Genomic DNA, 14,071 nt, shown 5'->3' on the forward strand with positions numbered 1-14,071 from the left:
GAAAAAAGGTGCACAATTCACGCTTGCTAAATTGCCGGCGAATAGCTAAGATACCCTTATGAATAACCAGATTGTCGGCAAGCTGCCGCCTCAAAGCATCGAAACAGAACAGTCGCTCCTCGGCTGTCTTTTGATTGATAAGGACTCAATCATTAAGATTGCCGATTTCTTGCAGCCCAACGACTTCTACAAAGAGTCGCATGAGCTCATCTTCGAAGCAATGAAGGAACTCTACGCCAAGCAGGAGCCGATCGACATCCTCACCCTCTCGAGCCGCTTGATGGACAAGGGCCATCTGGAAAAGATCGGCGGCCGCGGCTATCTGGCCGAGATTTCTAATTCGGTGGCCACCTCATCCCATGTCGTCTTCTATGCCAACATCGTCCAGCGCAAGGCCACCCTGCGCCGGCTTTTGAACGTTGCCGCCCAGCTTTCCGAGATGGGCTATACCGAAGAAGAGGATATCGAACAAGTCTTGGATCAGGCCGAACAGAGGCTCTTTTCTGTTTCCCAAAAATTCACCAAAAACGCCTTCTTGCCGATCGACTCCCTCTTGGCCGAGGCCTTCGAGCGCATCGACGAGCTCCACCGCCAAGGCGGCAAGCTACGCGGCCTCTCGACCGGCTTCCATGGAGTCGACGAGCTCTTGGGCGGCCTGCAACGCTCTGACCTGCTCATCCTAGCTGCCCGTCCTTCGGTCGGCAAAACCTCATTAGCCCTGGACATGGCTCGCCTGGTCGCTTTAAGAAATAAAGTTTCGGTCGGCATCTTTTCTTTGGAAATGGGCAAAGAACAGCTGGTTGACCGCATGCTCTGCGCCCAGGCCAGGGTCGGATTATGGAAGATGCGCACTGGCCGCTTGTCAGATAGCGGCGAGGACAACGACTTTACCAAGATCGGCCAAGCCATGGGTGAACTGGCCGAAGCCAAAATATATATCGACGACTCTTCGAATACTACCATCATGGATATCCGCACCAAGTGCCGCCGCCTGCAAATTGAGAAGGGCTTGGATTTCGTGGTCATCGACTACCTCCAGCTGATGGAGGGCCGGGGCAAATACCAGGACAACCGCGTGCAGGAAGTTTCGGAGATTTCCCGCGGCCTAAAGAACCTGGCCCGCGAGCTGAACATCCCTGTCCTGGCTCTGTCTCAGCTATCACGCACCGTCGAGCAGTCCACCCCGGCCATTCCGAAGCTCGCCCACTTGCGCGAGTCCGGCTCCATTGAACAAGACGCCGATATCGTCATGTTCATCTACCGCAAAGCCGCCGATCGCAACTACCGCCGTGAGGACCTGTCCGAATTCGACAAACACAGCGCCGAACTCCACGTCGCCAAGCACAGAAACGGCCCGACCGGAAAAATCGACCTATTCTTCGATGATGATACCGCCGACTTCAAAAACGTCGACCTGCAGCATGAGCTGCCGCCAAGCTTCTAGCGCATACTAAAACGAGCCCTTAGGGGCTCGTTTTTATTTGACTATTCTTTATTCTTTCCAGTGGTTGATATTCGTGCCATAGATTTCCCATTCCATATATACGCCATCTTCTTCCGACTCCATCCTGATTTCAAGCAAAGAGGTGCACTTAGCCAGATCTTTCCGATAGTCGTTCCAATTTCGCATTATCAAATCCTCACTCTGATATTTTTTCAAGAAGTCGTTGACCGACTCTCCAATTTCTTTCATTCCGGCAATGAAACGCTTTATCCGTTCGACGCCTTCAGTAGGGATATCGCTGGCCCCGATAGCTGCTATCAATCGAGGGTAAAAATCTTCATTCTCCAAGGCTAAATGTGCAATTAGCGCCTCTTTGAATGCAGCCTGCAAACTGACAACCGAGGCATTCCCCTCCGACTGCTCAGCGGCCGCCTTCATTTCTTCAAGCAGCGCCCTCAACTTGGCGTGCTGTTCGATCAATTTTTGCACCATATGTTCACTTAATTATTTTCGATATTTTTTCTAACTCACCCAGGATCTCATGCCAATAGCTTCCATGAGGCACGAACCTTGATTTGTCAGATGATAAGTCTTTTTCAATCTGGCTGATCCCGAAAAACTTGACCGACTCAACCTCTTCGTCTTGGAGCTTGAACGCCTCTGTTCCGCCGTCATACTGAAGGAAATACACGTAATAGAATTCATTATTCTTGAAGCCGGGAAACGGCGGCGAATTTTTTACGATCTTAAAGAAGTGCAGATCGCTCGGCTGGACCCGCAGCCCGAGCTCTTCCTCGAGCTCCCGCGCCGCTGCCACTGCCGGCTCTTCGTTCGCACCGACGTGACCTGCCGCCGAAACATCCAAGGTCCCTGGATATAGCTGCTTACCTTGAGCCCGCAGCTGCAGAAGGACCTCGCCCTTGGCGTTATAAATCCAGACGTGCGCCGCTCGATGCCACAATCCGTCACGGTGGGCCTCGCTCTTCAGCTTGCGCTCACCCGTAAGCCTTCCCGAGTCGTCGCAGATATCGATCAATTCATCCGGCATTAGTTCAAATTAATACAGGGTTTGTTCATTACCCTTAAAAATCGCTATTCTTAGTTAAGATACTATGAAATAATTATACCTTTTGGTGCCAAAAAAACAATCCCGGCCGAAGACATTGAAAAAAATACCGCGAACAGGCATAATTATGACTATGTCGGTACTTTAGCCATACGGCTCATTAATCATTAATAACATAAAAACAATGTTCAACAAGCTCAAGCAGATCAAGGATTTGCGCGACCAGGCCAAAACCATGCAGAACGCCCTGGCCAAAGAATCGGTAACCGTCGAGCGGGGTGGCGTCAAGGTCGTGATGAACGGCAACCTTGAGATCACTTCGCTGACGATCGCCGAGGGTACCTCCAAGGAATCAACTGAAAAGAACGTCAAAGAGGCCTTCAACGAAGCAGTCAAGAAAACCCAGAAACTAATGGCCACTAAGCTCCAGGAAATGGGAGGCTTTCCAGGCTTGATGTAAAATAAGGCTGTTCTCCTTGGTCCTTGCGGACCCTGCGGCTATGCACTACCCTAAAGCAATACAAAGATTGATCGAGGCTTTCGCCAAATTGCCGACCGTCGGACCCAAGACGGCCGAACGTTTTGCGTTGTCGCTCTTGGCCCAATCAGAAAAAGATGTAGCCGAACTCAGCCAAGCGATCGCCACACTACAAGAGAATATCACTAAATGCCAAAGCTGCTTCGCTATCACCGAAGCCAGCCCCTGCCCCGTCTGCGCTGACCAACGGCGGCAGAACGGCCAGCTCTGCATCGTTTCCGATCAGCGCGACTATCTGGCAATCGAGTCGAGCCGGCAATTCCAGGGACGATTCTATGTCCTTGGCGCGGAGTTGAACCAACTCGAGGGCATCGGTCCGAGCAGCCTGAACCTTGAGCCTCTCCTGAAGCGGCTGCAGTCCGGCGAAATCCAAGAGGTTATCTTGGCTCTGAACCCAACCATTGAAGGCGAGACCACCAGCATGTATTTGGCCAAACTGCTCAGGCCGCTGCCAGTGAAAGTCACCCGCCTAGCCCGCGGTTTGCCCATGGGCGCCAACCTCGAATACGTAGACGAACTCACCCTTGGCAACGCTCTCAAATACCGCAATCAAATATAAACAGATACAAAAAATCCCACCGCTCTTGGTGGGATTTTTTTTGTATTCTCCTGGAAAATTTAGATTTTGGTGATCTCGACCTTGGTGAAAGGCTGGCGATGACCGACATTTCTCTTGTAACGTGTCTTGTTCTTGTACTTGATGACTGAGACCTTTTCGGCCCTGTCCTGCTCAAGCACCTTGCCCTCGACGCGTTCGCCCAATGACGGCTTACCGAGTTCGATGGTAGCGCCGTCAGCGTCAGCGACCAACAGGGTCTCGAACTTGACGGTAGCTCCGACCTCAAGGGGAAGCTTCTCGATTTTCAGGGATTTACCGGCCTCAACTTTGTACTGTTTACCGCCAGTTTTGATGACTGCAATTTTTGCCATATGGATATTACAATATAAATAAAAACGCGCCACTTTCAGGCGGTATGCTTTATTATACTAAAAAATGCTAAAAAGTCAAGTTTATTCCCACGACTGGGTTGATAGTCCTTGAAAAATGAAATTTTTACTAACCTAAGCTCAAAAATCACTTTGCTGCCTTTTTGCGGTCAATATAGCTGAAACTGAGAACCACCACCAGCATGACCATGAATAACCCAGCCAAAGCGTAGAGCTTGCCCAAACTTTGCAGGAACAAGCCCGAGAGTCCGAAAAATAGAGCGAAAGCATAGAAAATCAAAACGGTCTTGCGATGTCCCAGCCCGAGATCGAACAGGCGATGATGCAGATGTTTGCGGTCAGCGAAACGGAAAGGATTCTTCCCTTCGGCCAAGCGCCGGATGATCGTCCAAAGGACATCAAGGATCGGCACGCCCATTATCAAGAGGGCGATGGCTATCTTGCCGCCAGAGATTATGGCCAGGACGCCCAGGATATAACCCAATAAGAGCGAACCGCCTTCGCCTAAGAATATCTTGGCCGGATGCCAATTGAAAAACAGGAAGCCGGCACATGCGCCGGACAATATCAGCGAAGCCAGAGCGATGTCTGGCTGGTAATACCGAGTGGTTGAAGTGAAAAGGAAGATGATCAACCCGCCGATGCCGACCATGCCGGTCACTAAGCCATCCAGGCCGTCCAGCAGCTTGGTGGTGTACATCATGCCCATCAGCCACAAAGCGATCAGCACGCCGGACCAGGCGCCGAGATAAATGTAGCCCCCGGCGGGATTGGTTATCTTCTCGATGTGGACGCCGCCCGCAATCACAGCGGCGATGGCCAAGACCGGGAACATCAGCTGTTGGGCCGGTTTGAGATTGTATTTGTCATCCAAGAAGCCGCCGATCATCAGGAAGAGCGCTCCGACGAAAAAACCGAAAAAATGATAAGGCTCGAGATTGCCTGAAAGCATGGCATCGCGGAACCAATACATCAAGGAAAAGAAGGTTAAAAAAATTGCCAGCCCTCCGAGAAGCGGAGTCGGCTGGCGATGGAGCTTGCGCTCGTCGTTAGGCGCGTCCACCAGCTCGATTTTCCGAGCCAGATGCATGATCGGCCAAGTCAAAACCAATGAGATCAACAAACTGAAGATAAAAGCAAGGGCGTACTGCAGGGCCATAATATTTTTGACTGAATTCTTTAAAAGGGTATAAGATATATACAGATACTATCCGCTCGGAAAGGAGGTGTTCTTTATATGCTGGCTCGAACCAAGCAAGGTGAGTTAGCGCAAAGCAGGGGCTTAGTCGTGGGCAGATTCGACGAACATCTGGCCATGCTCCTGGTAGAACAAACGAAAAGCCGTTGCGCCACGGTCCACTGGATCAGAAACCTCGATTGTCAGTATATCAAAAGACTGAATTGGCGCAAATACCGCTGCATCGTCTGCAGCATGGATTTCTACCAGCAATGTCTCCACCGCCTCAATCTTGTCGCCGGACTGATCGAAATCACGATCATCCTGACCGACAAGCGTGAATTCCTTTCCCTTGTCCTGCTGCCTGTGCCAGCCTCGATCAAGAAAAAATTCTTCTTGCCTGAGACGCGGCGATTCGCCAACACGGTCAGTCTGTAACTCCTCCGGGAGGGCGCCTTCCAGCGATCCTCCCTTTTTGTATCCGCTATATCTTCGGTGCCGCTTCGACCGATACTTCTCCCTGGTCGTCGATAACTATCGTATCCCGGCGCTTGACCTCGCTCGACAATATCTTGTTGGCGATGACGTTCTCGATGCGATCCTGCAAGAGCCGGCGCAACGGACGGGCACCGAACTTCGGATCGAAGCCGGCTTGAGCCAAAAGGGCGATGCCCTGCTCGTCCATCCGCATGCGGATGCCTTTTTCCTTCAAGTTCTTTTCGATCTTGCGCAAAAGCAGTTTGGTGATCTCGACAACATCGTTCTGTGACAATGGCTTGAAGACGATGACGCCGTCAAAACGGTTGATCAATTCTGGACGCATGATCTTGTTCAGCTGCTCGTTGATCAGAACCTCTTTGATCTGCTCGACTGGCGTGCCTTTGCGGATCTGCTCCTGGATATACAGCGCCCCGGCATTGGAGGTAGCGATAAGGATACAATTTGTGAAGTCGATAGTATGGCCCTGCCCATCAGTCAGGCGGCCGTCATCCATAACCTGCAAGAAAAGATTCAAGATATCGGGATGGGCTTTTTCAAACTCGTCCAGCAGCAAGATGGAAAAAGGCGATTGGCGTACGGCCTCGGTCAGATAACCCTTATTGCTCTGGTCGCCGATCATCTTGACGATCGAGTCCTGGGCTTGGTATTCGCTCATGTCCAGGCGGATCATGTATTTCTCGTTGCCGAAATAGACTTTAGCCACGGTCTTGGCCAGCTCGGTCTTGCCGACGCCGGTCGGACCGAGAAAGAGAAAATTGGCAATCGGCCGCTTGCCCTCGTTCAGCTGGGCACGGGCGCGGCGGAGACTGGCTGCGACCATATCGACTGCCTCGACCTGGTCGATCATGTGTTCGTGGATCCTGTTCTCTAAAGTCATGAGTTCCTTGCCTTCATTCATGCCGACCTTGGTCAGAGGAATGCCGGTAATCTCGCTCATGTGCAGGTCGACGGTTTCGCGCGTGATGACGCGGTCGCTCTTGCTCTTCGATATCTTGACCGCGACCGCTTCGAGGACATCAATGGCTTTGGCCGGCAAAAAGCGGTCATGGACATACTTGCTGGTCAGATTGACCGCCTCATCCAGGGCGCTGTAAGTGAAGTAAACTTTGTAGCCTCCTTCCAGATAGCCGACCTTGCTCTCAAGCATGATGATCGCCTGATTGTGTTCCGGCTCGGCCACAGTCACCTTGCCGAACGAGTTGCCGATCGGCCGGCCTTCGACGGCACGGAGATAATTTTCCTTCGTCACCGTCGCCAAACAGAACAGCCGATGCTGCTGGATGGCGCTGACCAGAACGTCAGTCAGGTCCAAGCTCTGCTCGCCGCCCGAAGTGATCCCGGAAATGGTTTCAATATTATTGATATAGAGGATGATGTTGCCAGCGCGGGTGATTTCGTCGAGGCAAGTCAGGAGCCGCTCCTGCGCCTCGGCCGGGTTGGCGCCGGAGACGAGACGGCTGACGTCCAGCTCCAAGAGGCGCTTGTCCTGGAGATACTTCGGAACCTGTTCCCTGACCATCAGCTGGGCCAGGCCGTGAACTATGGCGTTCTTGCCCACCCCGAGGTCGCCGACCAGCAATACGCCGTTCTTGCCCGATTCGAACGCGCCGAAGATCTCTTCGGTCTCCTTTTCACGAGAGACGCAGAATTCGAGCTTGAACCATTTGGCGGCCAGGGTCAGGTCGCGGGCGAAGTTGTTCAGAAAAGGCGTGGCCACCGAAGTATAGGCCTTATCCATATTGGAGGCCGGCTTGAAACGGGCCATGTGACGGTATTCCTTATATGCTTCGACCAGGCGCTCATTTATCCTGAACCACTGGACAGTATTTGAAAGCTTGTCATTATCTATCTCCTGCTCATAAAGGATCTCTTCGACCACATTGTTGAGCTTGAGCGAAGCGACCAAGAGATTGAATGGCTTGACCCTCAACTGCCCGAGGTCGTGCGCCTCAAGATAGCCTTCAATCAAGGCCTGGCGCACCTCCTTGGACAGCGACAAAGCATTCCCCTGTGATTTTGGCAGCAGCGCCAGCTGATTCTTGAATTTCTTGGTCAAACGGTTCTCGTCAATATTTAGACGCGAGAATATTGCGCCGACGTTCTCGTCCTGGATCAAGGCGTGAAAAAGATGCAGGATCGTGACCTGCTCGTGGTCGTATTGACGGGCCAACGAATAGGCTGCTTCGACGGCCTCGATGGCTTTCATGCTGTAACCCTTGACCACATCGACCTGCGCCTTGCCCTTGAGGTGCCGGATGGCGTCATCCCAGCCGACAATCGGCAAAGGCGGCTCGTCCGCCTTCAGTCTGGCGATCCTGGGCTTCATAACTGGCTCTTCACTGATACGATAATAAGAAAACATCCAAGCTATGGTGCCGATCCAAAAAATAAGAAGCAGCGGATGCTGCTCGAACCAGAACGGCAGATTCTCCGGCATCAAAGCATATTCGGCATTATCATAGAACCACCAGCCGAAAGCAGCCAACCCGACCAGCCCGATAAAGATGGCGGCCAAATTGATGACCCGGTCGATCTTCTCCCGGACATAGCCCAGGCCAATGGTAATCTGTCCGAGGCGCAACCCCCAATAAAAAAAATGGCCGCGTTCAGCCAAGCCGACGCCACGCCCGCCGCATTCGGCGCAAGCGAGTCCGAATTTCTGTTTGCCTGAACCGCCGCACGCCGGGCAGATGATATATTTTTTTTCTGAGTCCATGAAGCTTAAGCGGGGATTATTTGATAAAACACCTCATACAAGGAAATAATCGGCAGACAGATCCAGGCCGCCAGGAAAAGCAAGGCCAGCCCCAGCCAAAAAACCATTATTACGCCCCTGACGATTATCTGGATGAAGCGCATGAAGATGCTGATGAGCACGCCGGCAAAATCGCTTTGGCCATACATCGGCTTGCCGATATTCTTGAGCCAGACCAAAAAACCGATTTCATGCTCCCTTTCCGCAATAAATTTACCTAATGTTAGTATAAATTTAACCAAACCGGCACCATACCACCATAAGGGAAAATAAAAGACTCCCCACACTATATCCGCGATGATCTTGGAACTATAAATCGCTACGTTGTTGTTATCCATAGTGGTTAAATTATAACACGTTTACCCCGATCGACCAAACCTTGACATTTCCCCTCCAATCGGTTATTCTAACCATAGTTAATTGGAACGCCCGCAAGGGCTGTTTTTTAAACCAAAATTATGGTAAACCGCCTAACTACGTATCTTAAAGACTCGGCCGAAGAGCTGAAAAAGGTCACTTGGCCGACAAGGAACGAAACCACCAACTACACGCTTATGGTTATCGGTGTCAGCTTGGCTGTTTCCGCTTTTTTGTACTTGCTGGACATGGTCTTTGCCACCGGCCTGAGCCTCCTGATCAACCGAGGCCTCTAATCGTCTTAAACCCAACAACAAAGGAGAAGTTATAAATAAAATCTATGGCTAAACAAGTCTTAAACCAAGGCCGTCGCTGGTACGTCATCCACACCTACTCTGGCTACGAAGAAAACGTCGCTCAGAGCTTGCGTCAAAGAACCGAGTCGATGGACATGGAGGACAAAATTTTCAATATCCTGATTCCGATCGAGAAGAAGATCAAGATCAAGAACGGCAAACGCAAGACCGTGGAAGAAAAAATCTTCCCTGGTTATGTCTTGGTGGAAATGATTGTGACTGATGATTCCTGGTATGTCGTGCGCAACACGCCGAACGTCACCGGCTTTATCGGCACCGGCACCATCCCAACCCCGATTTCCGACAACGAAGTCAAGGACCTGCAGAAACGCATGGGCGTCGAAGAGCCTAAATTCACCATCGACGTCTCGGTCGATTCTCCGGTCAAGATCGTCGACGGTCCTTTCAAGAACCTCGAAGGAAAAGTCACGCAAGTCGACGAAGCCAAGGGCAAGGTCAAGGTTTTGGTCTCGATGTTCGGACGCGAAACGCCTTTGGAACTGGACTTTTTACAGATCAAGAAGATTTAATAGAATATTTTTGCTTTGTCACTTCAAAGTGAGCTTCTCAAAGCAAAATCAAGATTATTTATCATAAATTTATGGCTAAGAAAATATTAGCGCAGATCAAATTGCAGATCCCCGCTGGCCAGGCCAACCCTGCGCCTCCAGTCGGTCCTGCCCTGGGACAGCACGGCGTCCAGATCCAGGCTTTCTGCATGCAGTTCAACGATGCAACCAAGGATCGGATGGGCGAAATCACCCCGGTGGTGATCACCGTCTATGATGACCGCACTTTCACTTTCATCACCAAGACCCCGCCAGCAGGCGAGTTGATCAAGAAATTCGCTGGCATCAAGAGCGGTTCCAAGAAGGCTCATATCGAGAAGGTGGGCACCCTGACTACTGCGCAGCTCCGCGAGATCGCGACTATCAAGCTGCAGGACTTGAACACCACCAGCGTAGACGCCGCGATGAAGACCATCGCCGGCACTGCCCGCCAGATGGGAGTTGAAATCAAAGATTAATCATTCAATATTAACGTGGGAGTCCGCATGGACGCAGACCACTCCAAAAACATGACAGAAGCCAAAGAGGTCAAAAAGACCGTAAAAAAATCCAAGAAGAAGGCCTACGAATTCGACAAGGCCAAAGCTTATCCGATCGCTGAAGCGATCGAGATGGCCAAGAAGTTCTCTGGCACCAAGTTCGATTCATCGATCGAGGTCCACTTGCGCTTAGGCATCGACACCAAGAAGGGTGACCAGCAGATCCGTTCCGCTGTCAGCCTCCCACATGGTATCGGTAAGACCGTCAAGGTGGCTGCCTTCGTCAGCGCTGACAAGCAGGCTGACGCCAAAGCTGCTGGTGCCGATATCGTCGGTGGCGAAGAGCTGATCGAAGAGATCAAGAAGACCGAGAAGACCGATTTCGAAGTCGCCATCGCTACTCCGGAAATGATGCGCTTCCTGGCTCCGATCGCCAAGATCCTCGGCACCCGCGGTCTGATGCCTTCACCGAAGAACGAAACCGTCACCACCGACCCAGCCAAAGCCATTGCCGAAATCAAGAAAGGCAAGATCAGCTTCAAGAACGACGACACCGCCAACATCCACATGCCGATCGGCAAAGTCTCTTTCGAGACCGTCAAGCTGGCTGAGAATTTCCAGGCCGTTGTCGATATCATCAAGAAGTTGAAGCCGGCCAAGGCCAAAGGCGCCTACATCAAGAATGTGGTCATCTGCTCGACCATGGGTCCTGGCATCAAAGTTTCTCTCTAGCCTCAAGGCACTCAAATACGAAACAGCCCCGCATGTCGCGGGGCTGTTTTTATATTAAAAAGAGCCGTTCGAAAACGGCTCATGGTCACTCCTTAAAAAAAGAAGTCAGTTAAGCTCAATCATCACGGGATCAGGATCATTATCGATCTCGACCATTATTTTCCTAGTGGACTTTTGGCACGTACGAATCGAGTGCTTGCAATTAAACCAGAATAAAACCACCAGCAGGCATACCAATGTCTTCCCGCTCCAAACAAGGGACGCGAACAGCACGAGCCACAAAACTCTCGCAAAATAAAATTTCCAAGTCCGCTTCTTGCTCATCAGGCTTATAGCGCCTAGATTGAGCGGCTGCTTGGCAGTCAGCGTCGATGCCAGCAGTAGCAATGCTGAGACGACCAGCATGAACAGCATCAGCAAGATTTCAGCTATGCTGTCCAGTACGGCGGGCAAGCGCCCGGGCCAAAAAGCATTAAGCGCATAGACGCTGGAAACGACGGGCAAGACCAGCTGTGCCGAAACCGTAACTGCTATGCTGGAGCTGCCCGGGGGCTTCATTATTTTCCACTGCTTGCGGATTGCCGATTCAACTCTCAGCGACAAGTCAGCATTCCTGATGATTTCCACTTCGCTCTCTGTCAATTTTCTGGACATATGCCTCCCTTTTTTTCTTTTTTTATTTGAAAGCTTCCCGCAATGATATTCGATTAATGAAAGGACGATAGCATAAAATAGCATTTATCAAGGCTTCTGTCAATTATGAGTTCGGGTTCAACACCTTGCTTTTCTACTAACTTTTGCTAAAATCAAAGCATAAATCAATAACTCAAATCTATGGGTTACACAATCCTCTTTCTGGTCTTCGTCTTCTTGGTCCTGCCGGGCTTCCGCGTCGTCCAGCAGTATGAGAAAGGCGTAGTCTTCCTCTTGGGCAAAATTACCGGCATCAAGGAGCCAGGACTCACCTGGATCATTCCCTACATTTCCTGGATGCGCCAAATCGATCTCCGCACGATCACCATGCCCATACCGCCGCAGAAGATCATTACCAAGGACAATGTCTCGGTCGACGTGTCGGCCGTCGCCTATTACAAAGTAGTCGACCCCATCAAAAGCATCGTGTCCATCGAGAACGTCATGAGCGCTATCAATCAGATATCGCAAACGACTGTCAGAAACATCGTCGGCCGTTTCCAGCTTGATGAGATCCTGTCAGAGCGCGATGTCATCAACGGAGAAATACGCAAAGTGCTCGACACCCACACAGAAACCTGGGGCGTGGTCGTTTCGGTCGTCGAGATCAAGGATATCGAACTGCCGGAGAACATGCAGCGTGCCATGGCCAAACAGGCCGAGGCCGAACGCGAGAAGCGCGCCAAGATTATCGCCGCCGAAGGCGAGCTGTTAGCCTCGCAGAAGCTCGGCGAAGCTGCCGACGTCATCGCCGCCCATCCTATCGCCCTGCAGCTCCGCAATCTTCAGACCATGGCCGAAATCAGCATCGAGAAGAACTCTACCATCATCTTCCCTGCCCAGCTCATGAGCTCGGTTGAAGACATGAAAAGATTCGTTGCCAAGGAACAGAAATAAATCCTAAAATAGGGGCGGTTCGACCGTCCCTATTTTTTTGCTAAAAATAGGGCTTAGCGAACGCAAATATCCGGTTTGCTTTAAACTCCCCTCTCTGATAAAATAAAAAGACTAAAAAGGACTTTTCCACAAGACAAACACAAAAATGCAATAAACAAGGGGGTTTCGTCAAGCTAACCTTTTTTATTTTACCCTATGGAAAACCAAGCCTCTTACCATCGCCCCTCCTGGGATGAGTACTTCATGAACATCGCTGATATGGTCGGCTCACGCGGCACCTGTGATCGCGGACGGCTTGGATGCGTCATCGTCAAGGACAAACGGATTATTGCGACCGGTTACGTCGGTTCACCAGCCGGCATCTCGCACTGCGATGAAATCGGCCACGAGATGCATACAGTTACCCATGAAGATGGCCACCAGACCCGCCACTGCATCCGCACCATCCATGCCGAACAGAATGCGATTTGCCAAGCCGCACGCGAAGGGATCTCGCTCGAAGGCGCCACGATCTATCAAAAAATGACTCCCTGCTACGTCTGCGCCAAAATGATCATTAACGCTGGCATCAAGCGAGTCGTTTGCCAAAAGAATTATCATGGCAGCGGTCGTGCTGGGGAGATTTTTGCCGAAACCGGCGTCCAGTTCAAAGTGCTTTCCAACGATATGGAGATTTATGCCGACATGAAACCTGGAGAGCCCGCTGTTCCGAAACAAGATGCGCCTGACCAACCGACAGTACCGGCCACGCAGGTGCCCCCGGATTTGCCGGCAAAAATGACCGTGGCAGAACCGGCGGTTGCCAAAGTTGAGCCGGAGATAACCCCAGTTGCCGCTGCGCCTGCAGTCGAGAGGCCGCTTTCGGCTTACGCCGCTAGCTTTACCCCGATCAGCAAAATCCTAAAAGCTGACATTCCTCTATAAACTATGAGCCAAAAAATCATCATCGGCTTCACCGGCCTGATCGCTTCAGGCAAAGGAACGGCGGCCAAATATCTTGAAGAAAAATATGGCGCCTCGACTTATCGCTTCTCCACTATGTTGCGCGACGGTCTTGACCGCTTCTACATTCCCCAAACCAGGGACAATATCGTCACTTTTTCAGAGATAATGCGCAATGCTTTCGGGCAAGACCTGATGGCTAAAGTCATCGCCAATGACGCGAAGAACGATGATCACGAAATCGTGGTCGTCGAAGGCATCCGCCGCATGCCGGACATCGCCCACTTGAAAGAGATCCCCGACTTCAAGCTGATCCGCCTTGTCGCCGAACCGCGAACGAGATGGGAACGCCTGACCAAGCGCAACGAAAACGCAGATGATTCCAGCAAGACTTATGAACAGTTCCAGGCCGACCATCAGTTGCCGACCGAACTGACCATTCCCGAAGTAATGAGCCATGCCGACCTGGAAATAGACAACAACGGCGACCTGGCAGCGCTTTACCGCCAGCTGGACCAGCTAATCGCCAAGTGACCGATTAACAATCTAACAAGGAGGAGTGCACGACCCGACTGCCTGGCAGATCGGGATTTGCACTCCTTTGTTTTCTTTAAGAG

18 protein-coding genes are annotated in these 14,071 nt (G+C 51.4%); 11 read left to right on the forward strand and 7 right to left on the reverse strand.

Annotated elements, in window-relative coordinates; translation table 11 throughout:
• The first annotated feature begins 58 nt into the window (after positions 1-58).
• Positions 59-1,444 carry a replicative DNA helicase gene (gene dnaB, locus HGA34_04280; GenBank protein ID NTW22723.1) on the forward strand — a complete coding sequence of 462 codons (1,386 nt, stop codon included), beginning with the start codon at positions 59-61 and terminating at the stop codon, positions 1,442-1,444.
• Positions 1,445-1,492: 48 nt separating this feature from the next.
• Here dnaB and HGA34_04285 read toward each other — a convergent pair whose 3' ends face one another.
• Both HGA34_04285 and HGA34_04290 read right to left on the reverse strand, forming a co-directional pair.
• The gene (locus HGA34_04285; GenBank protein NTW22724.1) at positions 1,493-1,936 is read right to left on the reverse strand and encodes a hemerythrin domain-containing protein; all 444 of its coding nucleotides are present in this window, start codon (positions 1,934-1,936) and stop codon (positions 1,493-1,495) included.
• A 4-nt stretch (positions 1,937-1,940) separates the two neighbouring features.
• Positions 1,941-2,492, reverse strand: coding sequence for an NUDIX domain-containing protein (locus tag HGA34_04290; GenBank protein NTW22725.1), 552 nt, complete (start codon positions 2,490-2,492; stop codon positions 1,941-1,943).
• A 202-nt stretch (positions 2,493-2,694) separates the two neighbouring features.
• On the opposite strand from HGA34_04290, the gene HGA34_04295 reads away from it, so the two are divergent.
• Both HGA34_04295 and recR read left to right on the forward strand, forming a co-directional pair.
• A complete protein-coding gene (locus HGA34_04295; GenBank protein NTW22726.1) occupies positions 2,695-2,970 on the forward strand; it encodes a YbaB/EbfC family nucleoid-associated protein in 276 nt (91 codons plus the stop codon).
• Positions 2,971-3,010: 40 nt separating this feature from the next.
• Positions 3,011-3,607 (forward strand): recombination protein RecR, encoded by a 597-nt coding sequence (recR, locus tag HGA34_04300; protein NTW22727.1) that lies wholly within the window; start codon positions 3,011-3,013, stop codon positions 3,605-3,607.
• Between the two features lie 59 nt (positions 3,608-3,666).
• On the opposite strand, the gene rplU is transcribed toward recR, so the two are convergent.
• Positions 3,667-3,978, reverse strand: coding sequence for a 50S ribosomal protein L21 (gene rplU, locus HGA34_04305; protein ID NTW22728.1), 312 nt, complete (start codon positions 3,976-3,978; stop codon positions 3,667-3,669).
• A gap of 145 nt (positions 3,979-4,123) precedes the next feature.
• Positions 4,124-5,155 carry an undecaprenyl/decaprenyl-phosphate alpha-N-acetylglucosaminyl 1-phosphate transferase gene (locus HGA34_04310; protein NTW22729.1) on the reverse strand — a complete coding sequence of 344 codons (1,032 nt, stop codon included), beginning with the start codon at positions 5,153-5,155 and terminating at the stop codon, positions 4,124-4,126.
• A gap of 78 nt (positions 5,156-5,233) precedes the next feature.
• On the opposite strand from HGA34_04310, the gene HGA34_04315 reads away from it, so the two are divergent.
• Positions 5,234-5,611, forward strand: coding sequence for a hypothetical protein (locus HGA34_04315; GenBank protein ID NTW22730.1), 378 nt, complete (start codon positions 5,234-5,236; stop codon positions 5,609-5,611).
• A 46-nt stretch (positions 5,612-5,657) separates the two neighbouring features.
• Here the strand turns inward: HGA34_04315 and HGA34_04320 are convergent, their stop codons facing one another.
• Positions 5,658-8,390: an AAA domain-containing protein gene (locus tag HGA34_04320; protein NTW22731.1), complete on the reverse strand. Its 2,733-nt coding sequence runs from the start codon at positions 8,388-8,390 to the stop codon at positions 5,658-5,660.
• Between the two features lie 5 nt (positions 8,391-8,395).
• A complete protein-coding gene (locus HGA34_04325) occupies positions 8,396-8,767 on the reverse strand; it encodes a hypothetical protein (protein NTW22732.1) in 372 nt (123 codons plus the stop codon).
• Positions 8,768-8,887: 120 nt separating this feature from the next.
• Between HGA34_04325 and secE the strand changes: the two genes are divergently transcribed.
• The 4 genes from secE (at position 8,888) to rplA (ending at position 10,922) form a co-directional block, all read left to right on the forward strand.
• On the forward strand, positions 8,888-9,082 hold the full coding sequence (gene secE / locus HGA34_04330) for a preprotein translocase subunit SecE (protein NTW22733.1): 195 nt from the start codon (positions 8,888-8,890) through the stop codon (positions 9,080-9,082).
• A 44-nt stretch (positions 9,083-9,126) separates the two neighbouring features.
• A complete protein-coding gene (nusG, locus tag HGA34_04335; GenBank protein NTW22734.1) occupies positions 9,127-9,672 on the forward strand; it encodes a transcription termination/antitermination protein NusG in 546 nt (181 codons plus the stop codon).
• Positions 9,673-9,743: 71 nt separating this feature from the next.
• Positions 9,744-10,169, forward strand: a complete 426-nt coding sequence (gene rplK / locus HGA34_04340) for a 50S ribosomal protein L11 (protein NTW22735.1) — start codon at positions 9,744-9,746, stop codon at positions 10,167-10,169.
• Positions 10,170-10,220: 51 nt separating this feature from the next.
• Complete coding sequence (gene rplA, locus HGA34_04345) at positions 10,221-10,922, forward strand: 50S ribosomal protein L1 (GenBank protein NTW22736.1); 702 nt, start codon at positions 10,221-10,223, stop codon at positions 10,920-10,922.
• 105 nt (positions 10,923-11,027) lie between these two features.
• On the opposite strand, the gene HGA34_04350 is transcribed toward rplA, so the two are convergent.
• Positions 11,028-11,576, reverse strand: a complete 549-nt coding sequence (locus HGA34_04350; protein NTW22737.1) for a hypothetical protein — start codon at positions 11,574-11,576, stop codon at positions 11,028-11,030.
• Between the two features lie 180 nt (positions 11,577-11,756).
• On the opposite strand from HGA34_04350, the gene HGA34_04355 reads away from it, so the two are divergent.
• The 3 genes from HGA34_04355 to HGA34_04365 all read left to right on the forward strand — a co-directional run bounded on the left by HGA34_04355 (position 11,757) and on the right by HGA34_04365 (position 13,988).
• Positions 11,757-12,512 (forward strand): slipin family protein, encoded by a 756-nt coding sequence (locus HGA34_04355; protein NTW22738.1) that lies wholly within the window; start codon positions 11,757-11,759, stop codon positions 12,510-12,512.
• Between the two features lie 195 nt (positions 12,513-12,707).
• On the forward strand, positions 12,708-13,436 hold the full coding sequence (locus HGA34_04360) for a hypothetical protein (GenBank protein NTW22739.1): 729 nt from the start codon (positions 12,708-12,710) through the stop codon (positions 13,434-13,436).
• Positions 13,437-13,439: 3 nt separating this feature from the next.
• On the forward strand, positions 13,440-13,988 hold the full coding sequence (locus tag HGA34_04365; protein NTW22740.1) for an AAA family ATPase: 549 nt from the start codon (positions 13,440-13,442) through the stop codon (positions 13,986-13,988).
• The last annotated feature ends 83 nt before the right edge of the window (positions 13,989-14,071 follow it).

This window comes from Candidatus Falkowbacteria bacterium, assembly GCA_013336275.1.
Classification (GTDB): domain Bacteria; phylum Patescibacteriota; class Patescibacteriia; order Patescibacteriales; family GWE2-39-37; genus JAAXUA01.